The organism is Chryseobacterium sp. JJR-5R (genome assembly GCF_034047335.1).
Classification (GTDB): Bacteria; Bacteroidota; Bacteroidia; order Flavobacteriales; family Weeksellaceae; genus Chryseobacterium.
On the sequence record NZ_CP139137.1, the window covers coordinates 855,125 to 879,146 of the forward strand.

Here is a 24,022-nt window from a genome sequence, read left to right on the forward strand (position 1 = left end):
TGGGGTTCTATAAATTCTCCAAGATAAAATCAGTCATTTTCTGATACAGCTGCGGTCTGGTCTGCCCGCCGTAGATTCCGTGGTTTTTATCCGGATAGGCCATAAATTCAAACTGTTTTTTATTCTGAATCAAGGCTTCCGAAAATTCCATGGAGTTCTGGAAATGTACATTGTCATCAGCAGTCCCGTGAATTAGCAGAAATTTTCCTTTCAGTAAGTTTGCATATTCAGTAGGGGAGTTCTTATCATATCCGTCAGGGTTTTCCTGTGGCGTTCTTAAAAACCTTTCGGTATATACCGAGTCATAATACCTCCAGTTGGTTACCGGTGCTACGGCAATTCCCGCTTTGAAAACATCCGCACCTTTGGTCATGGCTAAGCTCGTCATGTATCCGCCGAAGCTCCATCCGAACATTCCGATTCTTGATTTATCGATGTAGGACTGGTTCCCGAGCCACTTTGCTGCAGCAATCTGGTCTTCGATTTCGTATTTCCCTAAATTCATGTAGGTAACTTTCTTGAATTTAGTCCCTTTGTAACCCGTCCCGCGTCCGTCTACACAAGCCACGATATACCCTTTCTGCACCAGATGGTTGAACCATAATGCATTCCCGTTGTCCCATGAATTCGAAACCTGCTGGGAACCCGGGCCCGAGTATTGAAACATAAACAGCGGGTATTTTTTATTTTTATCAAAGTTTTTAGGCTTCATGATCCAGGCATTCATCTGGTCTCCGGCTTCATTGGGGATGGTGATGAATTCTTTGTCAATAAAATTATCAGCTTTTATTTTCTGAAGCTGGTCATTATTGTTCTGGAGCTCTTTTACTACTTTTCCGTTTCCGTCCTTTAACACAAAAGTATAAGGTTTTGAAGCGGTAGAAGATGTCTCAATGAAATAATTGTAATTTTTGCTGAAGTTTGCAGAATTGTTTCCGTCTCCGTTTGAAATCAGCATGGCTTTTCCATTTTCGATATTGATTTTGGAAATTACTTTATTGATGCTTCCTTTCTCTGTGGTCTGCACATAAATTTCCTTTGATTTCGGATTGAATCCATAATAATCGGTTACTTCCCAGTTGCCTTTCGTTACCTGTTTTTTCAGCTTTCCATCCTGGCTGTACCAGTATAAATGACGGTTTCCGTCTCTTTCAGAACCCCACAGGAAACTGTTGTCATCCATGAATTCCAAAGTCACGTTATCGGTGTCTACCCATTTGTCATCCGTTTCGGTAAACAGCTTTTTCACTTCTCCGGTTTTTGTATTTACTTTCAAAACGTCAGAAGCATTTTGTATCCTTTCAGAAGTGATCAGAACGATTTCATCGGCTTTTGCAGTCTGGATAACATTCGGAATATAATATTTTTTAAAATTATCCAGGTTTACCTTTGTTTTGCTGTTGCTGTCCAAAAGGTAGATGTGCGCAGAAACCATAGAATTTTTTTCTCCTGCTTTCGGGTATTTGTAACGCATCTCACTCGGATAAAGTGTTTTTCCGTAGATGGGAATATAAATTTCAGGAACTTCGCTTTCCTCGGATCTTACAAAAACCAGGGCGTTGGAGTTTTTCGTCCAGTCATACAATCTTGCATGCCCGAATTCTTCTTCATATACCCAGTCGGCCAGACCGTTGAGGACTGCATTTTTCTTTCCGTCATTTGTAATCTGGATTATTTTTCCGGAATCAAGATGCTGGTAGAATAAGTTATTATCGGCAATAAAGGCCACTTTGGTGCCGTCAGGTGAGAATCTCGGCTCCTGGACGAATTTTCCTTCATTCAAAGCAATGACTTTGCCCGATTTCAGGTCTTTGATGTCAAATTTCCCCAGAAAAGAATGTCTGTAAATCGGCTCGCTTTCTTTTAATAGCAGGATCTTTGATTCATCATCAGAAAACTCATAACTCTCGAATCTTCCGTCAACAATATTTCCCTCTTTCTGAGACGTTTTATACGCATACTTGGCAATTCCTCCCTGTTCGATCACCAGATAATTTTCACCGTTTTTCATAGAGGCAATCCCGGCAATGCCTTTTCCCCGGTAATATCCGGAATATATTTTATCCAGGGTGATTTCCTGAGCGGATAAACCCTGGGATACAGCAGCTACTGCAAGTGTCAATAAGAATTTTTTCATTTCTAATTTTAAAGATTTCAAATATAACAATTTTATTATATGCATAAAAAAGCATTTGAATGAGATATTGGCAAAAAAATTGAATAGTTAAAGTCTAATCCAATCAAATTCAATAATAAGTATGGAAACGAATGCACATGACCAGAAGCTGAACCGTTATGAACTGGAAGACAAAATCCTGTATACCGGATTTTCGAGTTATGATGATGCTCAGAAAACAGCTGAAGAGAAAGGCGGAGAACTGGTAGAAGCAGCTTTCAGGGATGGTAATGATAATCCGGCGATTACTAGCGAAGCGGGACTTTTGGATAAAAAGCTCCATTATTTTGTAGATGCAGGAGAAGAATATAAATTTATCCATTCTTCAGACCCGGCTTTCAAAGATTATGCGGATGAGCTTCAGAAAATAAAGGCTAAACTACGGGAAGATGCTCCGGATGAGCGTTATATTACCAATTTTGAAATCGAAAATGCAGAAGACCCGATTGTGGTGATCAAAGACGGGCATTTTGAATCCGTAACTTCACGGGAGCGTTCAAAATACCTGAAGAATGCGAAAGTATATGAGATTGCCGTATCTGTGCCTAAATCTTAAAATATAACAGCAGTGAGCGATAAAAAGTATTCAAAAAAAGCTCAGGAGAAAATACATGAGGTTATGGATGAATTTAAGGAAGGGAAACTGAAATCTTCTTCCGGCGATCAAGTGACCGACAGAAAACAAGCCGTAGCTATCGGGATTTCTGAGGCAAGAGAAGATGGACTGAAAGTCCCGAAGCAGAAAAAATAAAAATTGCTAATTAATAAAGTCGGCCTGAACTTAGTTCAGGCCGACTTTATTTTCCATTGAATAAAATAAGCGGTCTGGTTTTAATCATATTAACCCTTATGATTGTAAAGGACTTCATAATATTCATCCGCCATCCTGTCACTGTTAAACTGGTCTCTCACATCATTCATGGCGTTGTACTGAATCTGTCTCCACTGATTCGGATTGTCATAATAGGCCGGTAGGATTTCGTTTTCAAGGATTTCATATAATGCGTTCAGGTCATAATTATCCTGTTCGTAAACACTCATGTTCTCATAATCACATTTAGGAACCACAAAAGAATTCTCGCCGTGTTTTGCAAATTCAGGAATCCATCCGTCATCTGTTGAAAGGTTAACGGAACCGTTCATGGAGGCTGTCATCCCTGAAGTGCCTGACGCTTCTCTCGGAACCCTCGGGTTGTTGAGCCAGAGATCAGAGCCCTGTTTTAAAGATTTGCTTAATGCAAGTTCATATCCGGTGAGAACGGCCATGCTTTTATAATTCTTACTTTCTTCGACCAGGGAATTGAACGTTGAAATCGCAGAATAATCCATCGGGTAAGGCTTTCCTGCCCAGATGATCTGGACCGGGTATTTGGGATGGTTAAGCAGTTTAGAGAATCTTTTTTTGTCATGCAGGAGCAGGTCGGCACGTTTGTAACCGGCAAATCTCCTTGCCCATACGATGGTGAAAATATTGGGATCGAATAAATTCCCGGTCTGGTCTGCCACTATTTCAAACAGCTTTTCCTTCAGATGTTTTTTACGGGCATCAAAACCTGCTCCATCATTTCCTTCTTTGGCTTCATAAAGAGGCTGGTCTGCCCAGTATTTGAATTCCTGAGCGTTGGTAATGGAAGTAATTTCACAGATTCCCTCATATTTGCTCCACATTGTCCTGGAAACGGTCCCGTGGAGCTCAGAAACCCCATTGGCCATTTTTGCCATTTTTAATGCGCAGAGTGAATGGTTGAAGCTGTCATCATCGGAACCTTCAATACGCTTCACTTCTTCCATGCTTAATCCTGAGAAATAAGACATGTCGTGACAGAGTTTCAGGCTGTGCTTTTCATTTCCGGCTTCTTCAGGCGTGTGGGTGGTGAAAACCAGTTTTTCTTTCACCCTGTTCAGGTCTCCGTTATACTTTTTCAATAGATGAAAAGCAGCAGGAAGCCCGTGGGCCTCATTTAAATGATAAATTTCCCTTTCCATATTCAGTTCATCCAGCAGCTGGGCACCTCCTTTTCCAAGCAGGATATACTGGGCCAGTTTGGTTGCTTCGTTGGCATCATACAAACGGTGACTGATGGTTTTGGAAACGTGGTCGTTTTCCGGGACATCTGTTGAAAGGAAGAACATCGGGGCTGTATGGAAGATCTCAGGATCAAGATACCATACTTTTACCCATACCGGGGCACTGTGGATTTCAATCTGAAACTTAATTCCCGTATCTTCAAGGAAGCTGTACATTTTCTTTGTCCAGACAGGCTGAAGGGTCTGGTCATGGTTCCTTGCCTGATCATAATATCCGAATTTCCAGAGAATTCCTATCCCGATAAGGTCCTGTTTAAGATTATAGGCACTTCTCATATGAGATCCTGCCAGGAACCCGAGGCCTCCCGAGTATATCTTCAGCACCTGTTCAAGGGCAAACTCCATTGAGAAATAAGCTGCCTTTTTAGAATATTTGGGATTAACGGTAAAGGGTATTTTAAAGTTATTAAAATCCATACAAACAATTTTATATTTATATAAAGATATTAAATATGAAAACAAACTCTGTGTTAATTATTCAATAAATTATTTAAAAAAATCCCTGTCTGCCGTTTTTTTAAGTACCTTTAAATGTAAAATTTTGATAGTCAAAAACTTCATGATGCACAATGAAGTCCGTATGTGTTCAGCCGTCATAAAAAATGAAGCACATGAAAAAGAAATTTTCTGATGAGGATTTAATTAAAAATCTGAGTTTATATTACCTGAACCGGCATCTGAAAAAGAAGCCGATTGAAAAGTATCACCGTACCATAGACGAATCCGAGCTTCATGACCGCGAAAAATACAGAAAGAAAGCGGAAATCCTGCTGCTTAATTCTTTTATGCACCATTTCCCTGACGTAAAGTTTGAAGATTTGACCTGTGAGAGCCCTGATTTCATTGCAAAGTTCAACGATAAGAAAATCGGGATTGAGCTGACCGAAGTGATCAACCATATGGAAATGAAAAAGACAGAAAGCAGCCTGAATAAAATGTTTCGTCAGGCTGAAATTATCTTGGAACAGGAAAACACCGCGAAATACCGCGGTGTTTATTTTTTAGAATTCCTTCCGGGTATAAAGTGGATTACCTTAGAAAACCAGCAGGAAATCATTTTAAACATCTGCAGGAGCATTAAACAGGGAAAGCCTGCCGGCTGTGTAAAAAGAATAAGAAAGTCCGCACACCGGAGGAATGTTTTTATCACCAACGAATATAATATGAACCTTTTTGATGAACTGTGTTCAGGAAAAATTGTGGAACTGATCCATAAAAAGAATGAGAAATTCCCTTATTACGACAGTACGGTTGATGAATGCTGGCTGGTTATTGTTTCAGATATGAACTCCATTGCATCACGGTATACTTTCATCCAGGATAAAGAAAATCTGCAACAGGTAAAAAGCCCTTTTCATAAAATCTTTCATTTGGAGAACCTTTGCGGAAATCTAACAAGTATTAAATAATTTTTTGTTGATATACCATAAATTTATATTTTTTTATGAATTATTATTATTTTATACGGGGTGTTTGATGCGAAATGTTTATATTTGATAAACACAATTTTACATCAGTTTATCACTATCATCAAATTGAAACCATGAAAAAATATCTATTCCTTTTTTTTCTGCTGATCTCAAGGATTCTCTTTTCTCAGGCAGACTGTTCCACGGCTCTTGCTGTATGCGGGAATTCCAGTATTACCTATTCACCATCCGGAATCGGAGCCGTTAATGAGAGCTTAGGAGGCTGTTTAATTACAGGCGAGCATAATTCGATCTGGTACAAAATCACCATTGCCACAGGAGGCACGCTGACTTTTGATCTTGTTCCCGGAGATCCGGACGCAGACTATGACTGGGCGATCTACGGACCGAATGTTTCCTGTGCAAACCTGGGAGCCGCCATACGCTGTAATGCAGCCACAGTGATCGGAGTGGGTGCTTCTACAGGGCTAAATATGACCAGTACGGTTACCAGTGCTGCCGGAGGTTCTGCCACGCCCTACTGCAAATACCTTGATGTTCTGCCGGGACAGACCTATTATTTGTACATAGACAACTGGGTGGATGTATTCAACCCGACCCTGGCGCCTTTCTCCTTAACCTGGGGCGGAACGGCTACCCTGGCTTCGCCGTTTACCAATCCTGCAATCCAGACCCAGCCCTTTTCGCCACCGGGTGTTCCTGCCGCCAATCCTGCGGATCCCAGGGAGATTGTCATATGCCAGAACCCTGCGGTTTTTAATTTCAATACTTTGTCTGCCGGAATCCTTAACGGAAATGCGAATTTCCAGATCAGTTACCATACTTCTCAGAATGACGCGCTTTCAGGCGTAAACCCGATCCTGGTACCGCAAACCGTAAGTACAACTGCTGTTTATTATTTCAGTATTCATTACCAGGACCCGGCAAACCCCAATAACCCGCTTAATTCCTGCAGGCAGGTGGGAGCTTTTAAGTTTAAACAGGGGAATATTACAGGTACGAATGTAAATCTTTTCAGCTGTAACAACAACAATGCGGGCATAGGTACATTTAACCTCACTTCTGCCGCGGTCTTCGGTGATCCGCTGGCCATCAAAAAATATTACCATACTCTGGCTGATCTAAATGCGGGAACCAATGAAATTACCAACCCTGCAGCTTTTGTATCTGCGGAAGGAATCGTATATGTGAAAATAATCTCATCATTCGGATGCACGGCAACAGCCGTCATTTCTCTGAAATTTTATCCTGTTGTGGTGGTAACCGAGGCCAGTTTAAGATCATGTTTCATAGAATCAAACCCTTCAACAGCCTTATTTAACCTGACAACAGCAGCGGTAGCCGCACAGACGGGCATTAAAAAATATTATCCGTCTTTAACAGATGCCCAGAACGGGACCAATGAAATTCTGAACCCAACCGCTTATATAGCGCCTAGCGGCACTGTTTTTATAAAAGTTACCGACGGAAACGGATGTTTTGCCATCGCCAAAGTCAATTTGTTGGTTCTGCCTCCCGTATATTCCAATATCCTGCAGGATAAAATAATCTGTATGGAAGATAAAACAACGCTGGATGCAGGCCCGGGTTTTACCGCTTATGAATGGAGCACCGGTGCTACTTCCCAAACGATTAATAATGTCGGCGCAGGAACATACTGGGTCAAGCTGAAAACAGGTGAATGTATTACGCGGCAGACCGTAAAAGTGTATTCTTCCGAACAGCCGGTAATTTCAGATGTGGATATTGCCAATACTACAGTTACCGTAAATGTTAAAGGCGGAACCCCGAAATATCAGTATTCTATGGACGGTATCAACTGGCAGGATTCGAATGTCTTTACCAATGTGATCAGAGGCGATCATCATGTTATGGTAAAAGATGCTTACGACTGTGAACCTGTTGATATCACCATTGTTGTCCCGAACCTGGTTAATGTGATTACCCCAAACGGAGACGGTGTTAATGACATTATTGACTATTCTGCATTGGGAAACAAGCAGAACCTGGTATTTAATATTTTCGACCGTTACGGAAATAAAATATTCGAAGCCAATACATTCAATGCTTATAAATGGGACGGAACCATCGGCGGTAAAAAAGTCCCTACCGGTACCTATTGGTATTCCATAACATGGAATGAAAATGACAAAAAGAGTACATTATTCAAATATTCAGGATGGGTCATGGTAAAAAACAGGGAATAGAGATTATCTGATGATAAAAAAGCCATCTTACGGAAGATGGCTTTTAATTAAATGCATTGGTATCTTTAAAATAATCGGAGAGGTATAATATCTTTCCTTTCTCGGAGAATTGGATGACGGTACAGATTTCATTTTGGTAACTTCCTTTTCCCAGTCTGTTTCCTGATGAACGCGTCTGGTAAAAATACCTGTTGTTTCCCAGATTGAAAATTTCAGAAACATGCCATTCTAATTTTTCATAACGCTTGAAAATAGCCCTGAATAAAGCCAGAATCCTGCTTTTTCCTGAAACTTCCTTCATCGGCGGAATCCAGATGGTGCTTTCATCGGTAAACCATTTTTCAAGATGTTCCGTATTCAGAGAATTTAAGTCTTTCATAAAATGACTGATTCTGCAATTCATAAGTTCTGTTTAACATAATATACGCGAAAAACCTTGATCTGGTTTTAAATTTATCTTTATGAAAGACTTATTGACACAATGGTCCGGATATTATAAGCTGGAAACCGGTAATTTGATCAGGTTTCCGATGAGCAGATGTACCGGAAACATAATGAAAAGAACAATTTAAAACCTATCCTGAAATAAGGGATGAATTTAAGCAATAGACTCAATCAATCCAGAATTCATATTAAATTATTATCTTTGCAACCACAAAATTCAGAAACAATAAATGTCTCAATTTCACAGAACTGCCGCATTTCATACCCTTGGCTGCAAATTAAATTTTGCGGAAACATCCACAATTGCCCGCCAGTTAACCGATGCGGGATATGATAAGGTAAGTTTTCATGAGAAAGCGGACATTTACGTAATCAATACCTGTTCGGTGACGGAAAATGCAGACCGCGAATGCAAGTTTCATGTAAAAAGAGCGATGAAAGCCAATCCGGAAGGACTGGTGGTTATTGTAGGATGCTATGCCCAGCTGAAGCCTGAAGAAATTTCCCGGATTACGGGAGTAGACCTGGTATTGGGTGCCAAAGAGAAATTCAATATTTTAAGTTACCTGGATGATCTGGAGAAATCCGGAAGCGAAGGGCTGGTTCATTCCTGTGAAATTGAAGAAACCGATTTCTTTATCGGGAGTTATTCGATCGGGGACAGGACAAGAGCCTTTTTAAAGGTGCAGGATGGCTGTGATTATAAGTGTACGTACTGCACGATTCCTTTAGCCAGAGGAATTTCCAGATCAGATACCATCGAAAATGTATTGAAAAATGCCCGGGAAATTGCAGCAAGAGATATCCGCGAAATTGTTCTGACCGGTGTAAATATCGGTGACTACGGCAAAGGCGAATTCGGAAACAAAAGGCACGAACATACTTTTTTAGATTTGATTAAAGAATTAGACCGGGTAGACGGGGTCGAAAGAATCCGCATCTCTTCCATTGAGCCTAATCTTTTGAAAGATGAAAGCATCGAACTGGTTTCAAGAAGCAGGAGCTTTGTTCCGCATTTCCATATCCCTCTGCAGTCAGGAAGCGACGATTTACTGAAAAAAATGAAGCGCCGCTATCTTACCGGACTTTACAGAAACCGGGTAAACAAAATCCGTGAAGTGATGCCCGATGCGGCAATTGGTGTTGATATCATCGTTGGTTTTCCGGGAGAAACTGAAGAATTGTTTATGGAAACCTATAATTTTCTGAATGAGCTTCCCATCAGTTATCTGCATGTTTTCACCTATTCTGAAAGAGAAAATACCGAAGCTGCCGGAATGGATGGTACGGTACCTATCCCTGAAAGAAAACATCGCAATAAAATGCTGAGGATCCTTTCTGAAAAGAAAAAAATGGCCTTCTATCAGGCACAGCTTGGAAAAACGCTTCCCGTGCTTTGGGAACATGAAAATAAAGACGGAAAAATGTTTGGGTTCACAGAAAATTATGTGAGGGTACAGAAAGATTTCGATCAGGCTTCTGTTAATCAGATTGAGTTTTTAAAACTGGAAAAAATTGAGGCAGACGGTGCCGTTTCTGTCATGAATTCTTTTGAACGTTTCTTAGAAAAGATTTAAGCCTGTTTATTTACTTTTTCTGTTTCTTAAGATAAAGAATAGAATAAGGCCGCCTGCAAGTCCGTAAACAGAAAGTGTTCCTGCCAGTTTGCCGATATTATATGCCGGTGAATCTTCTGTGTTGGTGTTGAATTGATTTTCCTGGTTCAGTCCTTTCCTGAATGTAATGGAAGGAATGATTTTTTCCTCAAAGAACTTTGTATTTTTGGTATTCTCAGGAGACCCCATCAGGATAAAAGTGTATGAAGTTTTATCAAGCAATAACAGATAATTATGCCAAATCTTATCGGCATCACTGATTTTGGTTCTGAAACTTGATTTAAGAAAGTATAATCCATTGATCTGTACAAAAGATTTGGTGATAAGTTGTCCTTTGGTTTCATCTAACATTCCTGTCTGGAAATCTTCATAAAATTTCAGAAGTTCATCTTTGTCTTCTATGTAGGAGGCTGATTTTTTACTGGAATTCATGATCAGAAGAGCCTCATCTTCTAAAGGTGCCCGGATTATATTCTGGTCCAAAGTATTCACAACAATGAATTCTTGTGGGATTTGGATCGAAACATCTTTGCTGATTTGATAAGGAACCAGCTGCTGACCAAAACTTTTTGTGGAAAAATTGATAAAGAAGAGAATAAAGGTACAGTAATAAAAGTTTTTGGTAACCTTTTTGTTTACATCCATCGGCTGATTAATTTTTTCTAAAGATAATAATTTGATACCTATAAAATTTTATTAAATCTTCGGTGATTGATCGTGACTTTACTTAAATTCCGTTATATTTAAGTTTTACTAACTTTTAAATCTACATTTTTTATGAGAGATAAGTTTTTATCCTGGGGATTGGTATTGGTGATTGTTACCTGGGCTGTGGCACTGCTGATCAGGGCGCATTACTGGATCCCTATGTTGTTAACGGCAGTATATACTCTGGGAGTTTATAATGCCAGCCAGACAAAACATGCAATCCTAAGAAATTTCCCTGTATTAGGCTATTTCAGATATATTTTTGAAGGCATTTCCCCGGAAATGCAGCAGTATTTTATTGAAAGAGAGACGGATGGAAAGCCTTTTCCGAGAAATCAGCGTTCCGCTGTATACAGAAGGGCAAAAAACCTCAATGATACCGTGCCTTTCGGGACACAGCTGGAAATCAACCACAGGAAATATGAAGGGATTAAGCATTCCATCTATGCCAAGTCTCCGGCAGAAGACCTTCCGAGGGTATGGGTAGGAGGCGCACAGTGCACACAGCCTTACCACGCTTCGTTGCTCAATATTTCAGCTATGAGTTTCGGGTCTTTAAGCGACAGGGCTCAGGTTTCATTAAACAGAGGGGCTAAAAAAGGAAATTTTTATCACAATACGGGTGAAGGCGGAATTTCACCTTATCATATGGAGGGCGGTGACCTGTGCTGGCAGATCGGTACCGGATATTTCGGATGCCGGGATGATGAAGGAAACTTCAGTCCGGGATTATTCACAAAATATGCTAACCTGCCGAATGTTAAGATGATTGAAATAAAATTGTCACAGGGCGCAAAACCCGGACATGGAGGCGTTCTGCCGGGCGTGAAAAATACACCGGAAATTGCAAAGATCCGCCATGTAAAGCCAGGGATGACCATTGTTTCGCCGCCGTCGCACTCTGCTTTTTCGGATGCGGCCGGACTGTTGAGGTTTGTGCAGCAATTACGGGAGCTTTCGGGTGGAAAACCTGTCGGATTTAAGCTGTGTATCGGGGATACAAAAGAATTTGAAGACATCTGTGCCCAGATGAACGTTCTGAAAATCTATCCTGATTTCATTACGGTGGATGGAGCGGAAGGAGGAACCGGAGCGGCGCCGCCTGAGTTTTCAGACGGCGTGGGGATGCCGCTTGAACCTGCTCTTATTTATGTAAACAGAACGCTTATGCATTATACAGTGAGAAATAAGTTAAGGGTAATTGCCAGCGGAAAAGTTCTTACAAGCCTGGATATTTTAAGGGCTGTTGCTATGGGAGCAGATATGTGCAATAACGCAAGAGGATTTATGTTCTCTTTAGGCTGCATCCAGGCTTTAAGGTGCAATACCAACAATTGCCCTACCGGTGTTGCCACTCAGGATAAAATGCTGATCAAAGGCCTTGATGTAACCGATAAAGCTGAAAGGGTATACCATTTCCATAAAAACACGCTTCATACCTGTAATGAGCTGATTGCAGCCGCCGGAAGAAATTCTTATGAAGAAGTGGATGCGAGTATGTTCATGAGAGGCGATGAGTTCGATCATCTGTCAGATCATTATTTTCCGGACATTTTAGGGAATGTAAAGCATAAAGCTACATTTTAAAACATAAAAAAAGCGCTCTATTTTTATTAGAGCGCTTTTAATTTTTATTGATCGTCACTAGGCCTTGTATTGGCCTTGTAAATCTCGAAGTTAAATACAAACGTTGTATTTTTTAAAGAAAAATTGTTGTAGTTGTAGTGGGCATCTCTTCCAAAGGCTGCTCTTGAAGGAACGATAATCACGCCCTGCAGATTGTAGGGATCTCCGTCCGCTTTATTTGCATATCCTTTGAAATACGTCAGGCCTTCCTGAAGCCCTTCAATCTCATAATAGCTTCTTTGCTTTGCAATATCTGTTGTCCCCAAATCTCTGACAGATTTTTTAGCATAATAAAACAAAGGATCGGTAAGCGGCGAGCCGCCTCCGTTGATGGTATTGGTAAGGCTTCCCCCGGATGCAAAAGCTACATTGCCGTCCGTATCGGTGGCAAGGTAATAATTGGCTCTGATCATGGTTCTGATCTGGGTGGCTGCATTCGCTTCTATCGTAACGCCTGTTGCCGGCTGTGCACCGTTTCTTACGATATAGATGACTCCTGAAGGCAGTTTTACAGGATTAAGTTCAGAAAGTTTTTTTTCATTGTCATCGGCAGCATCTGTAGAGCTGAACGCTTTTATATTTCCCTGGGCATCCAGATAATTTTCAGTCATATACTTCTGAATGGCCTGGTCGTCATATGAATTTCTTACTCCGATGTCATCCGGCTCTATGAAAGTTGCCACTTCATCATCATCCTTTTTACAGGCAGAAAAACAAAGAGATCCTGCAAGGATATATAAAAATATTTTTTTCATTTCAAAAACTTTAATTACTTTACAAATAATATAACGGCAAAAGTATAAAAAATTATGAGAATAGATAAATTTTTATGGAGTATTCGGTTTTATAAGACAAGAACCATTGCTACAGAAGAAATTAAAAAGAACAGGGTAGCTATCGGTGACTCTGTAGTGAAGTCTTCCAAAGAGGTGAAAGAAGGGGATGTGATTAAGATCCGCAAGAATCAGATCGACTATAAAATCAAGGTCATTCAGATTCCCAAAAGCAGGATGGGAGCCAAGCTGGTACCGCTCCATATCAAGGATGTGACGGACCAAGAACAGTACGAACTGCTGAAAACGCGTAAAATGTCCCAGGATTATTACCGGAACAGGGGAGAAGGAAGGCCTACCAAAAAAGACCGGCGGGAAATGGATGATTACGTAGGAAACGATGTTGACTCGGATTTTACGGATTGGGACGATTTCTTTGGCGAAACCAATGACGGTACCGAGAAGAAAGAAGATTAAAGTAAAAGCTCTAGAGATAGAGCTTTTCTATAATTTCATCCACGATATCCTCAGGCTGCCGGTGGTCTGTACCCACGCTGAATTGTGCCTTGCCGTAAAACAGGTTCCTTTCAAACAGGTGCTTGGCAATAAATTCAGGCAGGTTCTCATCAGAAATATGGGCAATCAGCGGCCGCTTTTCCTTTTGTTTGGAAAGCCTTTCAGACAGGGTGCCTACGGAAGCTTTCAGGAATACACTTTTTGAATTACTATTGATAATTTCCATATTGTTGTAATAAACAGGTGTTCCGCCTCCCAGGCTTAGAACCGCATTTTTTTCCTTCGCCAGAATTTCTTCTAAAACTTCCCTTTCCAGCTTCCTGAAGTAGAGTTCTCCCTTTTTTTCAAATATTTCAGGAATGGTTAATTTGTTTCTCTGAAAAATCTCTTTATCGAGGTCAATAAATTTAAAATTGAGTTTCTCGCTTAATATTTTGGAAATGTGAGTTTTGCCACTTCCCATGTATCCGACCAGTGAAATTATCATGAATTTTTTTTAAACAAATTTGCAAAAAAGTTTTGAGAAATAAAAAAAAGCTATATCTTTGCACCACTTAAAACAAGGGACATTAATCAAATGAAACTTGGTGCTAAAGTGACCGACTCGGTAGCTCAGCTGGTAGAGCAATACACTTTTAATGTATGGGTCCTGGGTTCGAATCCCAGCCGGGTCACTAGCAAAAAAATTACTGGATTTTTGTAATTTTATTGCCTGCGTGGTGAAATTGGTAGACACGCCATCTTGAGGGGGTGGTTTCCTAAGGATGTGCTGGTTCGAGTCCAGTCGCAGGCACTGCAAAAGAAAATTAATGATTAAAGTGAAACGCTTCACTTTTAATTGTGGCCGACTCGGTAGCTCAGCTGGTAGAGCAATACACTTTTAATGTATGGGTCCTGGGTTCGAATCCCAGCCGGGTCACAAGTTTACTGAAAAGTAAATTTTTTTCATATTAATATTTTGTGATTTGGTGTTTCAAAGGCCTCCTACAGGAGGCCTTTGATTTTGTATATAGTTCAGATTGGAAAATTCCTGTGTTTATTTAATTTCCATGCACAAGCAATAAAGATGCCGGTACAACCGGTTTGATGAATCAATGAAAAGGAAGAGATTCATGTTTTCCGGATTCGCTTATAAAACGGGTACTAAACTGCAGTAAAAAAGCGTCACTTAAAGTAGTAACGCCTGGCTTAAAGTATAACTGGATTCTTTAATTAATCCAGATGCATGTTGTCAATTAACCTTACTCCGTCCACCATTACTACGATAAAAGCCCTGAAGTTGCAATCTTTATAGAAGAAATCCGTTTCTTTTAAAGTTTTTTCATCTGCAATTAAAAAATATTCGAGCTGCATGCCTCTCTGGTGGTCAAAAATATCCTGGACCCTTTCCTTGATCTCGGGAACGGTCACGATCCTGAACCAGTCATTTACCTTGTTCAGTGTTTCAAAAATAACTTTGGACGCTTCTCTACGGTCCTGAAGCAGCCTTTGGTTTCTGGAGCTTAAGGCCAGTCCGTTTTCCGCCCGGAAAATAGAAACACCTTTTATTTTAACCGGAATTTTTTTCTTTTCAACCATTTTTTTGATAATCGCCAGCTGCTGAAAGTCTTTTTCACCGAAGTATGCACTGTCCGGCTTTACCTGCCTGAACAGCTCTTCCACTACCGTCCCGACCCCGTCAAAATGCCCGGGTCTTGATTTTCCTTCCATTTCATTTTCCAGGCCGTCAAATTCATAATGCTGGCTTTCTGTTTTTTCAGGATAAATATCAGATACTTGAGGAATATATACCGCGTCTACCAGGCCTGATTTTTCAAGAATTGAAATATCCCGGTTGATGTCCCTGGGGTATTTTTCCAGGTCTTCAGCATTATTAAATTGAGTGGGATTAACAAAAATTGATGAAACCACCAGGTCATTCTCTTTTCTGGCTTCTTTATAAAGGGATAAGTGGCCGTTATGAAGGGCGCCCATTGTAGGGGCAAAACCTATCTTTTTACCCATTTCTTTCTGTCTTTCAATGAAATCCTGAAGAACTTTTTTACTTTTTAGAACTTCCATAGTTTATTTAAATCGTAATTCAAAAATAGTAAAAATATCATATAATTATAATAGAATTAACGCTGTATTACCAATGCCAAGATGGGAATTATCGTAAAAAAATGTTAATTAAACTAATGTTGGATGTTTTTTCGTAATTTTGCGCATTAAAGCATTTTTACAAAAATTAGATAGAAGTTTATGCCGAATCAAAAAATACTGTACATTACTACAGAGATGTATCCATATCAGGAAGATACCAATATGGCTGCAGTGGTAAATAAAATGGCACTTAAGATGCACAACGAAGGCAATGATGTAAGAGTTTTTATGCCAAGATTTGGACAGATAAGTGAAAGAAAATTCCAGCTGCATGAGGTGATCCGCCTTTCAGGAATGAATATCATAATCAATGATCTGGATCAGCCCTTAATTATCAAAGTAGCTTCTCTTCCGGGAGAAAGGCTTCAGGTGTACTTTATTGACAATGAAGAATACTTCAAAAGAAAACAATATTATTTCGATGACGAGGGTAAGGCTTTCGACGATAATGACGAAAGGGCTATTTTCTTCGCGAGAGGGGTTATAGAGACCATCAAAAAACTGAACTGGGTTCCGGACGTTATTCATTTGAATGGCTGGATGGCTTCTTTCGTCCCGATTTATCTAAAAACATATTACGAATCTGATACGTATTTCAAAGACGCAAAAATTGTGCTTTCATTATATAATGAAAAGGATGCGGCACTGGATCAGAACATCGCGGCAAAACTTAAGTTTGACAATATTTCAGGCCTTAAGGCTTTAGAGAACCCAAGTGTAAAGACTTTTGTGGCAGACAGCATGAACTATGTGGACATGGTGGTAAAAGGAGACGAATTTCTGGATGAAGACTTGGATAAGGCCTTTAATGAAACCAGCACGCCGAAGTCGGAATACCTTGATGTAAATTCAATCAATCAACTTTATTAAAACATATTATTTTTAATGATTCATACGATTAAAAAAGCGGTCACCGTATTGTCTATGGTGATTTTTGGAAGTGCACTGCTTTACAATTGTGAGCCGGATGCCGATACGCTTGGTGAGCAGCTGTTTTTGGACGATGCTGCACAGGGTAAGGAAAAGTCTCTCGACATTATTGCTTTTAATATTGATAATAACAACAGCATCAGAAGTGATGCCGGAAAATTAACATATGCCGTTCTGGGTGCTTTCAACGAAGGACAGTTCGGTCTGCAGAAAGCATCATATCTTACCCAGTTGAGGTTATCTACCTATGATCCGGATTTTGGGACAAATGCTGTTGTAGATTCTGTAGTCTTGGTGATGAAGCCTACCTATGCTTCAGATTCTGTTACCACAACTACTGTGGATGATAATTATACGTATTCAACAACAACGGAGGCTAATATAAGTGCCAAAAAAGTAGTGAATACTTATCCGGTCCTGAAATTCGGGAAAGCGAAAAGAACATTCAATATCAATGTAAATGAAGTTACTGAGTTTTTAAAAGGACCTTCTGATACCGTTGTTTCTAACCAGAATTTTGCATATGATGCCGCTAAAACTTTAGGTTCAAAAGAGTTTAAGGGAAGTATCAGTTCCATTGCAATTACAAAAGACGGCGACGGGAGTGCTTTATTCACAGCTTCTGTTCCGGGAATAAGAATTCCGTTGGACAAGACATTCTTCCAGGATAAAATTATCGCTAAAAAAGACCAGCCTGAGCTTCAGGATGCATCGAATTTTATCAGGCACATCAAAGGGCTTAGAATTTCCGTAGCAGAAAATGACGGATATTTATTCCAGTTTTCGCCAAATGATATGGAGCTGATCATGTACTACAAATATGACAAAACAGAAAACGGCGTAACAACCAAAACTCCTGCAACCTATGCTTTTGCTTTGGGCGCTGCCAATACGCATATCGGCCAGTACCAATATGATAGAGCAGGATCTGCATTAGGAACGGCTGCTATCGGTGACAGAAAAAACGGTGATGAAAAATTATTTGCCCAGGGAATGGGTGGACCTTCAATTGGCATAAAGTTTCCGGAATCTACCATTACGGAACTTAAAAAACTGTATGAGGAAAACAAAGCTGCCATCATCAGTGCTAAAATCAGACTGTATACGGATACCAGCTGGAATAACGGTTATGCTAAACCGACAGCTTTTACCTTCGTGCAGAAATATATTTCATCTACTGAGCCAAATGCAACAGTAACCAATTTTACAAATGATGTATTGAATCTGGCCGGATCAAATAATTATACTATTTATAAAGCGTACGATTTAGATAAAAACCCTGCTTATTATGATTTTATCGTTACTAAATCTTTGAAAGATATTGTAGAGCCGAAGTCAAGCACGGAAACCAATACGGAAACCAAAAATCCTACGAAATATTTCAGAATTGATATGGGATCTTTCCAGAGTAATTCTGCAGGTACCGGTTTAGCAGGATATCAGTTTACAACCACTCCCTATAATACAAGCAGGGCTGTATTCGTAGGGTCAAAAACCAGTGACGCGAACAAAGCAACGCTTAGAGTCATTTACGGTACAAAATAAATTTTAAAAAAAAACACTTGATCAATTATGTGTGGAATCGTTGGATATACAGGTTTTCAGGACGCTTACGATATAGTAATTAACGGCCTTAGGAGGCTGGAATACAGAGGGTATGACAGTGCCGGGATTGTTCTTGAAGGCAAAAACAATAAGCTGGAGGTTGAAAAGACGAAAGGAAAAGTAGATGACCTGGTTAGTATTTCCGGAAATTTAAAAGGAACGGCTAATATCGGGATGGGGCATACCCGTTGGGCTACCCACGGTGTTCCGAGTGACAGGAATTCACATCCGCATTTATCCAATAATAATAAACTTGCATTGGTGCATAACGGTATCATTGAAAATTACGATACCATTAAAACCATGCTTACCGAAAAAGGATTTACTTTTAAATCTGAAACCGATACGGAAGTCCTGGTCAATCTTATCCAGTATTTCATGGAACTTACTTCTGAAACGGATTTCCCGACGGCAGTAAGATATGCCCTTAATGAAGTATATGGCGCTTATGCCATTACAGTGATGCATGAAGATTATCCGGGTATACTGGTAGTAGGAAGGCTGGGTTCTCCTTTGGCAATCGGAATCGGGGATAAGGAATATTTTATTGCTTCCGATGCTTCTCCTTTTGTGGAATTTACCAAGGAAGCAATTTATCTGGAAGAAGGGCATATGGCAACCATTTCACTGGAAAACGGAGTGGACATCAGGACCATTATCGCAAATTCTAAAATCGAGCCTGAAATTCAGGAACTGAAAGTGAGCCTTGAACAGATTGAAAAAGGCGGGTACGAACATTTTATGTTAAAAGAAATTTTCGAGCAGCCGAAATCTGTACATGATACCATGAGAGGAAGACTGCTGGTGGAGGAAGGTGTGATTAAAATGGCCGGAATCTGGGATCATATCGAGAAATTCAAGAATGCAAACAGGATCATCATCATTGCCTGCGGAACATCATGGCATGCGGGCCTTATCGGAGAGTACCTGATCGAGGAATATGCCAGGATCCCGGTTGAAGTGGAGTATGCTTCAGAATTCAGATACAGAAACCCGATTATCACCGATAAAGATGTGGTGATTGCCATTTCCCAGTCCGGAGAAACGGCAGATACCATGGCTGCATTGAAGCTGGCTAAAGAAAGAGGGGCATTTATTTATGGAATCTGTAATGTGGTAGATTCTTCAATCGCCCGGATTACAGACGCCGGTTCCTATACACACGCCGGTCCTGAAATCGGGGTGGCTTCTACAAAAGCCTTTACTGCACAGCTTACCATCCTTACCTTAATTGCGTTTAAATTAGGAAAGCATAACGGAAACCTGGGGAATGCAGAATTCATGAGCTTAATTGCTGAACTTGATGTCATTCCTAAGAGAATTGAAGATGTTCTGGCCTCTACCCATGACCTGGTGCAGGAAATTGCCAAAGACTTTATCAATACAACCAACTTCCTGTATTTAGGAAGAGGCTATAATTATCCTGCTGCTTTGGAAGGTGCCTTGAAATTGAAAGAAATCTCATACATTCATGCGGAAGGGTATCCTGCTGCCGAAATGAAGCATGGCCCGATAGCCTTAATTGATGAAAATATGCCGATTGTTATTATTGCTCCGAAAAAAGGGCATTATGATAAAATTGTAAGCAATGTACAGGAAATCAAGGCAAGAAAAGGGAAGGTGATTGCAGTGGTAAATAAAGGAGATACTCAGGTAAGTGCAATGGCAGATTATGTGATTGAGATTCCTGAAACATCAGAGTGTTTCTCACCAATTGTAGCTTCAGTGCCGTTACAGCTTCTTGCATACTATATCGCCGTATACAGGGGAGCAAATGTGGACCAGCCGAGAAACCTGGCAAAATCTGTAACGGTAGAATAAAAATTATGGACAAATAAAATAAATTTAGATTTCTTCCGTTATTTCAAAAAAAATCTTAAAAGTTTCTTAAAAAAATTATATATTTACGGCTTAATTATAAAAATTAACATGAAAAGGATATTTCTTTTATTATTGTCTGCGTCGGTAGCATCGGTATCTTGTTCAGGTGGGGGATCTTCTTCTGTCGGAAAACCCGGAACAAAAGGAGAATTGATACCTAGAGAAAAAACAAAATCATTTGTTGCAGAAAGGCCATTCGGAATGGTGGCAATTCCTGCAGGTTCTTTTGTTGCAGGTTTAACTGATCAGGATTTCACAAACAGTCCTGAAAAAGCTCAAGCAAAAACCGTTACTGTTTCCTCTTTCTTCATGGATGAAGCAGAAACTACAAATGCAGAATACAGGGTATTTATCAATTATGTAAGAGATTCTATTGCCAGAACTTTACTTGCTGAGGCTGCCGGAGAAGGCGGAGAAGGCAAAGGAAGAGGGACAAACATCGGAGACTATGCATACCTTGCCCAGAAAGAAGAAAATTTAACACCTTATCAGGAATATCTTGAAGCTCAGGGAGGCGGAGATGAAACTACTTTTGACCCTACAAAAAAAATCGACTGGAAAGTTCCATTGCACTGGAATACCTCTAAATATCCTGATGTAGAATACGCAGAAGTTTTGGAATCCATGTATCTGCCGGCTTCTTCAAGAGTCAGCAATGAAAGAATACTTGACGTTAGTAAACTTAAATATACTTATCGATGGGGAGATATGGATGCTGCCCTGGCCGACAGAGAAAGAGGCGTAAACTATCTTAGAAGTGAAAGTATTGCCATCTATCCGGATACAACCGTTTGGGTGAAAGATTTCCACTTTGCCTATAACGAACCGTTGTTCGAACAGTATTTCTGGCACAAAGCCTACAAAGACTATCCTGTAGTCGGAGTAACCTGGGACCAGGCAAGAGCTTATTGTAACTTCAGATCCAAACTGAAATCTGACTATAACGAAAGCTTAAAAAGAAGAAAACAAAGACCACTGATCTTCAGGCTGCCTACGGAAATCGAATGGGAATATGCTGCAAGAGGCGGAATGGAAAATGCTACTTACCCTTGGGGAGGTCCTTATTTGATGGATGACAGAGGTTGCTACCTGGCAAACTTCAAACCTAAGAGAGGTAACTATATGGAAGACGACAAAAAAGGTACTTATACATATACGGCTCCTGTAAAGAAATTCAAGAAAAACGGATTTGGATTATTTGACATGGCCGGAAACGTTTCTGAATGGACAGAATCTGCCTACAACAATTCTTCATACGGATTCTCATCTACTTTAAACCCTTCTACCAAAGACAGGACTGATGATAAAAGATCAGTACGAGGAGGATCTTGGAAAGATGTAGGTTACATGTTGATGACCGGTGCCAGAGATTGGGAAAGAAAAGATTCAGCAAGAAGCTATATCGGATTCAGAACAGTACAGGATATTCCTGAAGCTGCTGTTAAGCCAAGAAGAGTTAACAGATAATTCAATTCTATCATACCATTACTTTCAACAATAATTTTAATTTAACACTTAAAAAAACTAACTTATATGTTTAAGACTAAAGATGCTTGGATGAACTTCTTTTATTCATTCGGTGCTGCAATTGTAATTCTTGGAGCTTGGCTTAAAATTACTCACATTACCTTAGGGCCTATTAATGGTAACATAGCCCTTACCGTGGGACTTATCACAGAAGCAATTATCTTCATCATTTTCGCTTTCGACCCGCCAAAATCAGAAGAGTCTTATGCTTGGGAAAATGTGTATCCTGAATTACTGGATAAGCATGCCAACCCAAACCCACTGCATTCAAATAATGCGTCTAAAAATGTTTCCGCTCAGTTTGCTGAAATGGAAAATTCACTTTCAACCAAATTGGACAAAATGCTTGCCGATGCCAAACTTGATGTTCAGTTATTTGACAGATTAAGAACAGGGATCGATAAATTTTCAAACTCAGTGGATCAGATCAACCAGACGGTTGACGTATCAGCATCCACTCATAAATATAATGAGCAATTAAATAAAGCAGCTCAGCATATGGAAAGCATGAATGCTTTGTATGCCATGCAGCTGGAAAACGGACAGAGACAGTCTGAATTTGCTAAAAAATATGTGCAGGATATGCAGAAGTCTGCTGAACATTCAGAAAAATTCAATCAAGAATTACAAGGTTTAACATCAAACTTAAATAATCTAAACAGAGTTTATGGTGGTATGCTAACTGCTATGAAATCTTAATTCCTAAACCATTTCTAAAATTTAACTACTTAATCTTAATTAAACAAACAAAGAAAAGAGAATGGCACAAGGAAAACAGACCCCTCGTCAGAAGATGATCAACCTGATGTATTTGGTGTTCATCGCAATGATGGCCCTAAATATTGATGCAGAAATCATCAGATCATATTATGATTCCACTAAAGCGCTTAATGAGACCAGAACTTTAACAGAGCGAAAAAACGAAAAGATTTTCGAGAAGACGCTTGAAGCTAAAGCACAGCAGGTACCGGATACTTATGCTCAGCCCTGGGCACAATATCAGGTTTTAAGGGATAAAATTAATGTATTGGTAAAATCCGCTCAGGAAATCAAAGATCAGCTTAAAAAGAAATCAGAATTCCATGAGAAAGACAAAGCCGGAAAGGATATCGATGTAAGCGAGAATTTCGCAGCATTGAACAACAATGAAGCGACAACAGAATATTTCTTTAAGGAAGGAGATGAAAATGCACCTTCAAAAGGTGCTCTGGATTTAAAAGCCAAAATTGATGACGTAAGAAATTATATCAATTCAACTTTCGGTAACAACCCTCAGTTAAAAGATTTAGTAGAAAGAGCCAATAAATCTTTAATCGCGGAATATCCCAAAGGGAAATCTCCTAACGATAAAACGTGGTTCCAGAATAAATTCTATCACCAGCCGTTAATTGCAGCCATCTCTAACCTGGAGATCATTCAGAATGATGCAAGAAACGTGCAGTCTGACGCATTGGCATTGATGCTTCAGGAAAAAGTAGATGCCAGTATCAAGTTTACCAGCTATGAAGCAATTGTTTCCGCGCCTGTAGATGTAGTATCCGGTAAGCCGGCTGAAGCAGTAATCATGTTAGGAAACTATTCTAACAGCAACAAGATTTCCATGTCCGGCGTAAGCAGACAGGAAAACGGAAAAGGATATGCTTCACTTAATACAAGCGGAATAGGAGAACGCACATTAAGCGGAAATATTACTTTAACGGATGCTACAGGTAAAGCACAAAGCTTCCCGTTCACGCATACATATAATGTAATTGCAGGTCCTCAGGAAGTAAAACTTCAGAAAGGATTATTGCTTTCTGCAGATAAGATGAATGTAATGTACAGAAATCTTGATAACCCTGTATCAGGTTCTATTTTAGGTGCTGACAACGCAAAACTTTCATTATCTGCTCCGGGAGCTACTGTGAAAAATACAGGTCCTGGAAGATGGGATGTTAAACCTGGTTCCGGAAATGTTCTTAAAATTACATTATCGGGTACAGATCCTTACGGTAAATCTATTTCTCAGGTATTTGAATACAGAATTAAAAATGTACCGCCGCCACAAGGACAGATCAGAGGGAAGAATATGCTGACAATGCCGGCTGGCTCAGTGGAGAACCAGCAACTTCAGGCAGTTATTCCTGACTTTGACTTCCCGGTATCATTCAACGTGACTTCGTTCATGGTAAGGGTTCCTGGCAGAGCATCGATGCAGGTTCAGGGCAATTCATTGCAAGGAGCGGCAGGAATGTTCAGAAACCTGAGACCTGGAGACGGTGTATATATCTTTGATATTAAAGCTACGGCTACCGGATTAGGCGGAACAATCGTACCGAATATTTCACCTGTATTAATTAATGTTCAATAATAA

The 24,022-nt window shown here is 40.0% G+C and carries 20 protein-coding genes and 3 tRNA genes; 16 read left to right on the top strand and 7 right to left on the bottom strand.

Annotation, left to right across the window (positions count from 1 at the left end; all coding sequences use genetic code 11):
- Positions 1-7: 7 nt before the first annotated feature.
- A complete protein-coding gene (locus SD427_RS04065; protein WP_320560016.1) occupies positions 8-2,137 on the bottom strand; it encodes a S9 family peptidase in 2,130 nt (709 codons plus the stop codon).
- A gap of 121 nt (positions 2,138-2,258) precedes the next feature.
- Here SD427_RS04065 and SD427_RS04070 point away from each other — a divergent pair, with 121 nt between their 5' ends.
- Both SD427_RS04070 and SD427_RS04075 read left to right on the top strand, forming a co-directional pair.
- Positions 2,259-2,732, top strand: coding sequence for a hypothetical protein (locus SD427_RS04070; protein WP_320560017.1), 474 nt, complete (start codon positions 2,259-2,261; stop codon positions 2,730-2,732).
- A gap of 12 nt (positions 2,733-2,744) precedes the next feature.
- Positions 2,745-2,927, top strand: a complete 183-nt coding sequence (locus SD427_RS04075) for a DUF6496 domain-containing protein (RefSeq protein ID WP_320560018.1) — start codon at positions 2,745-2,747, stop codon at positions 2,925-2,927.
- Between the two features lie 89 nt (positions 2,928-3,016).
- Here the strand turns inward: SD427_RS04075 and glgP are convergent, their stop codons facing one another.
- Positions 3,017-4,681: an alpha-glucan family phosphorylase gene (gene glgP / locus SD427_RS04080; RefSeq protein WP_320560019.1), complete on the bottom strand. Its 1,665-nt coding sequence runs from the start codon at positions 4,679-4,681 to the stop codon at positions 3,017-3,019.
- Between the two features lie 194 nt (positions 4,682-4,875).
- Between glgP and SD427_RS04085 the strand changes: the two genes are divergently transcribed.
- Positions 4,876-5,673 carry a hypothetical protein gene (locus tag SD427_RS04085; protein WP_320560020.1) on the top strand — a complete coding sequence of 266 codons (798 nt, stop codon included), beginning with the start codon at positions 4,876-4,878 and terminating at the stop codon, positions 5,671-5,673.
- 134 nt (positions 5,674-5,807) lie between these two features.
- Positions 5,808-7,901, top strand: coding sequence for a gliding motility-associated C-terminal domain-containing protein (locus SD427_RS04090; protein WP_320560021.1), 2,094 nt, complete (start codon positions 5,808-5,810; stop codon positions 7,899-7,901).
- Positions 7,902-7,944: 43 nt separating this feature from the next.
- Here SD427_RS04090 and SD427_RS04095 read toward each other — a convergent pair whose 3' ends face one another.
- Positions 7,945-8,280 (bottom strand): nuclear transport factor 2 family protein, encoded by a 336-nt coding sequence (locus SD427_RS04095; protein ID WP_320560022.1) that lies wholly within the window; start codon positions 8,278-8,280, stop codon positions 7,945-7,947.
- Positions 8,281-8,575: 295 nt separating this feature from the next.
- Between SD427_RS04095 and mtaB the strand changes: the two genes are divergently transcribed.
- On the top strand, positions 8,576-9,922 hold the full coding sequence (mtaB, locus tag SD427_RS04100) for a tRNA (N(6)-L-threonylcarbamoyladenosine(37)-C(2))-methylthiotransferase MtaB (RefSeq protein ID WP_320560023.1): 1,347 nt from the start codon (positions 8,576-8,578) through the stop codon (positions 9,920-9,922).
- 6 nt (positions 9,923-9,928) lie between these two features.
- Here mtaB and SD427_RS04105 read toward each other — a convergent pair whose 3' ends face one another.
- Positions 9,929-10,606 carry a hypothetical protein gene (locus SD427_RS04105; RefSeq protein WP_320560024.1) on the bottom strand — a complete coding sequence of 226 codons (678 nt, stop codon included), beginning with the start codon at positions 10,604-10,606 and terminating at the stop codon, positions 9,929-9,931.
- A 132-nt stretch (positions 10,607-10,738) separates the two neighbouring features.
- Between SD427_RS04105 and SD427_RS04110 the strand changes: the two genes are divergently transcribed.
- Positions 10,739-12,256: an FMN-binding glutamate synthase family protein gene (locus SD427_RS04110; RefSeq protein ID WP_320560025.1), complete on the top strand. Its 1,518-nt coding sequence runs from the start codon at positions 10,739-10,741 to the stop codon at positions 12,254-12,256.
- Between the two features lie 44 nt (positions 12,257-12,300).
- Here SD427_RS04110 and SD427_RS04115 read toward each other — a convergent pair whose 3' ends face one another.
- Complete coding sequence (locus SD427_RS04115) at positions 12,301-13,050, bottom strand: hypothetical protein (protein ID WP_320560026.1); 750 nt, start codon at positions 13,048-13,050, stop codon at positions 12,301-12,303.
- A 54-nt stretch (positions 13,051-13,104) separates the two neighbouring features.
- Here SD427_RS04115 and SD427_RS04120 point away from each other — a divergent pair, with 54 nt between their 5' ends.
- Positions 13,105-13,545, top strand: a complete 441-nt coding sequence (locus tag SD427_RS04120; protein ID WP_320560027.1) for an RNA-binding S4 domain-containing protein — start codon at positions 13,105-13,107, stop codon at positions 13,543-13,545.
- A gap of 10 nt (positions 13,546-13,555) precedes the next feature.
- On the opposite strand, the gene SD427_RS04125 is transcribed toward SD427_RS04120, so the two are convergent.
- Positions 13,556-14,071 (bottom strand): shikimate kinase, encoded by a 516-nt coding sequence (locus tag SD427_RS04125; RefSeq protein ID WP_320560028.1) that lies wholly within the window; start codon positions 14,069-14,071, stop codon positions 13,556-13,558.
- 114 nt (positions 14,072-14,185) lie between these two features.
- On the opposite strand from SD427_RS04125, the gene SD427_RS04130 reads away from it, so the two are divergent.
- The 3 genes from SD427_RS04130 to SD427_RS04140 all read left to right on the top strand — a co-directional run bounded on the left by SD427_RS04130 (position 14,186) and on the right by SD427_RS04140 (position 14,503).
- A tRNA-Lys gene (locus SD427_RS04130) sits at positions 14,186-14,258 on the top strand.
- A 36-nt stretch (positions 14,259-14,294) separates the two neighbouring features.
- Positions 14,295-14,377 (top strand) — tRNA-Leu (locus SD427_RS04135).
- Between the two features lie 53 nt (positions 14,378-14,430).
- Positions 14,431-14,503 (top strand) — tRNA-Lys (locus SD427_RS04140).
- 293 nt (positions 14,504-14,796) lie between these two features.
- Here SD427_RS04140 and panC read toward each other — a convergent pair.
- The gene (gene panC / locus SD427_RS04145; protein WP_320560029.1) at positions 14,797-15,645 is read right to left on the bottom strand and encodes a pantoate--beta-alanine ligase; all 849 of its coding nucleotides are present in this window, start codon (positions 15,643-15,645) and stop codon (positions 14,797-14,799) included.
- A 180-nt stretch (positions 15,646-15,825) separates the two neighbouring features.
- Here panC and SD427_RS04150 point away from each other — a divergent pair, with 180 nt between their 5' ends.
- The 6 genes from SD427_RS04150 (at position 15,826) to SD427_RS04175 (ending at position 24,019) form a co-directional block, all read left to right on the top strand.
- On the top strand, positions 15,826-16,596 hold the full coding sequence (locus SD427_RS04150; RefSeq protein ID WP_320560030.1) for a glycogen/starch synthase: 771 nt from the start codon (positions 15,826-15,828) through the stop codon (positions 16,594-16,596).
- Between the two features lie 15 nt (positions 16,597-16,611).
- Positions 16,612-18,201 carry a DUF4270 family protein gene (locus tag SD427_RS04155; protein ID WP_320560031.1) on the top strand — a complete coding sequence of 530 codons (1,590 nt, stop codon included), beginning with the start codon at positions 16,612-16,614 and terminating at the stop codon, positions 18,199-18,201.
- A 27-nt stretch (positions 18,202-18,228) separates the two neighbouring features.
- A complete protein-coding gene (gene glmS, locus SD427_RS04160) occupies positions 18,229-20,082 on the top strand; it encodes a glutamine--fructose-6-phosphate transaminase (isomerizing) (RefSeq protein WP_320560032.1) in 1,854 nt (617 codons plus the stop codon).
- Between the two features lie 108 nt (positions 20,083-20,190).
- Positions 20,191-21,609, top strand: coding sequence for a gliding motility lipoprotein GldK (gene gldK / locus SD427_RS04165; protein ID WP_320560033.1), 1,419 nt, complete (start codon positions 20,191-20,193; stop codon positions 21,607-21,609).
- Positions 21,610-21,675: 66 nt separating this feature from the next.
- Positions 21,676-22,368 (top strand): gliding motility protein GldL, encoded by a 693-nt coding sequence (gene gldL, locus SD427_RS04170; protein ID WP_320560034.1) that lies wholly within the window; start codon positions 21,676-21,678, stop codon positions 22,366-22,368.
- A gap of 61 nt (positions 22,369-22,429) precedes the next feature.
- A complete protein-coding gene (locus SD427_RS04175; RefSeq protein ID WP_320560035.1) occupies positions 22,430-24,019 on the top strand; it encodes a GldM family protein in 1,590 nt (529 codons plus the stop codon).
- The last annotated feature ends 3 nt before the right edge of the window (positions 24,020-24,022 follow it).

Excerpts from the sequence above, each read along its gene's own strand:
- SD427_RS04065 (WP_320560016.1), bottom strand. The coding sequence starts at position 2,137 with ATGAAAAAATTCTTATTGACACTTGCAGTAGCTGCTGTATCCCAGGGT.
- SD427_RS04070 (WP_320560017.1), top strand. The coding sequence starts at position 2,259 with ATGGAAACGAATGCACATGACCAGAAGCTGAACCGTTATGAACTGGAA.
- glgP (WP_320560019.1), bottom strand. The coding sequence starts at position 4,681 with ATGGATTTTAATAACTTTAAAATACCCTTTACCGTTAATCCCAAATAT.
- SD427_RS04085 (WP_320560020.1), top strand. The coding sequence starts at position 4,876 with ATGAAAAAGAAATTTTCTGATGAGGATTTAATTAAAAATCTGAGTTTA.
- SD427_RS04090 (WP_320560021.1), top strand. The coding sequence starts at position 5,808 with ATGAAAAAATATCTATTCCTTTTTTTTCTGCTGATCTCAAGGATTCTC.
- SD427_RS04095 (WP_320560022.1), bottom strand. The coding sequence starts at position 8,280 with ATGAAAGACTTAAATTCTCTGAATACGGAACATCTTGAAAAATGGTTT.
- mtaB (WP_320560023.1), top strand. The coding sequence starts at position 8,576 with ATGTCTCAATTTCACAGAACTGCCGCATTTCATACCCTTGGCTGCAAA.
- SD427_RS04105 (WP_320560024.1), bottom strand. The coding sequence starts at position 10,606 with ATGGATGTAAACAAAAAGGTTACCAAAAACTTTTATTACTGTACCTTT.
- SD427_RS04110 (WP_320560025.1), top strand. The coding sequence starts at position 10,739 with ATGAGAGATAAGTTTTTATCCTGGGGATTGGTATTGGTGATTGTTACC.
- SD427_RS04115 (WP_320560026.1), bottom strand. The coding sequence starts at position 13,050 with ATGAAAAAAATATTTTTATATATCCTTGCAGGATCTCTTTGTTTTTCT.
- SD427_RS04120 (WP_320560027.1), top strand. The coding sequence starts at position 13,105 with ATGAGAATAGATAAATTTTTATGGAGTATTCGGTTTTATAAGACAAGA.
- SD427_RS04125 (WP_320560028.1), bottom strand. The coding sequence starts at position 14,071 with ATGATAATTTCACTGGTCGGATACATGGGAAGTGGCAAAACTCACATT.
- panC (WP_320560029.1), bottom strand. The coding sequence starts at position 15,645 with ATGGAAGTTCTAAAAAGTAAAAAAGTTCTTCAGGATTTCATTGAAAGA.
- SD427_RS04150 (WP_320560030.1), top strand. The coding sequence starts at position 15,826 with ATGCCGAATCAAAAAATACTGTACATTACTACAGAGATGTATCCATAT.
- SD427_RS04155 (WP_320560031.1), top strand. The coding sequence starts at position 16,612 with ATGATTCATACGATTAAAAAAGCGGTCACCGTATTGTCTATGGTGATT.
- glmS (WP_320560032.1), top strand. The coding sequence starts at position 18,229 with ATGTGTGGAATCGTTGGATATACAGGTTTTCAGGACGCTTACGATATA.
- gldK (WP_320560033.1), top strand. The coding sequence starts at position 20,191 with ATGAAAAGGATATTTCTTTTATTATTGTCTGCGTCGGTAGCATCGGTA.
- gldL (WP_320560034.1), top strand. The coding sequence starts at position 21,676 with ATGTTTAAGACTAAAGATGCTTGGATGAACTTCTTTTATTCATTCGGT.
- SD427_RS04175 (WP_320560035.1), top strand. The coding sequence starts at position 22,430 with ATGGCACAAGGAAAACAGACCCCTCGTCAGAAGATGATCAACCTGATG.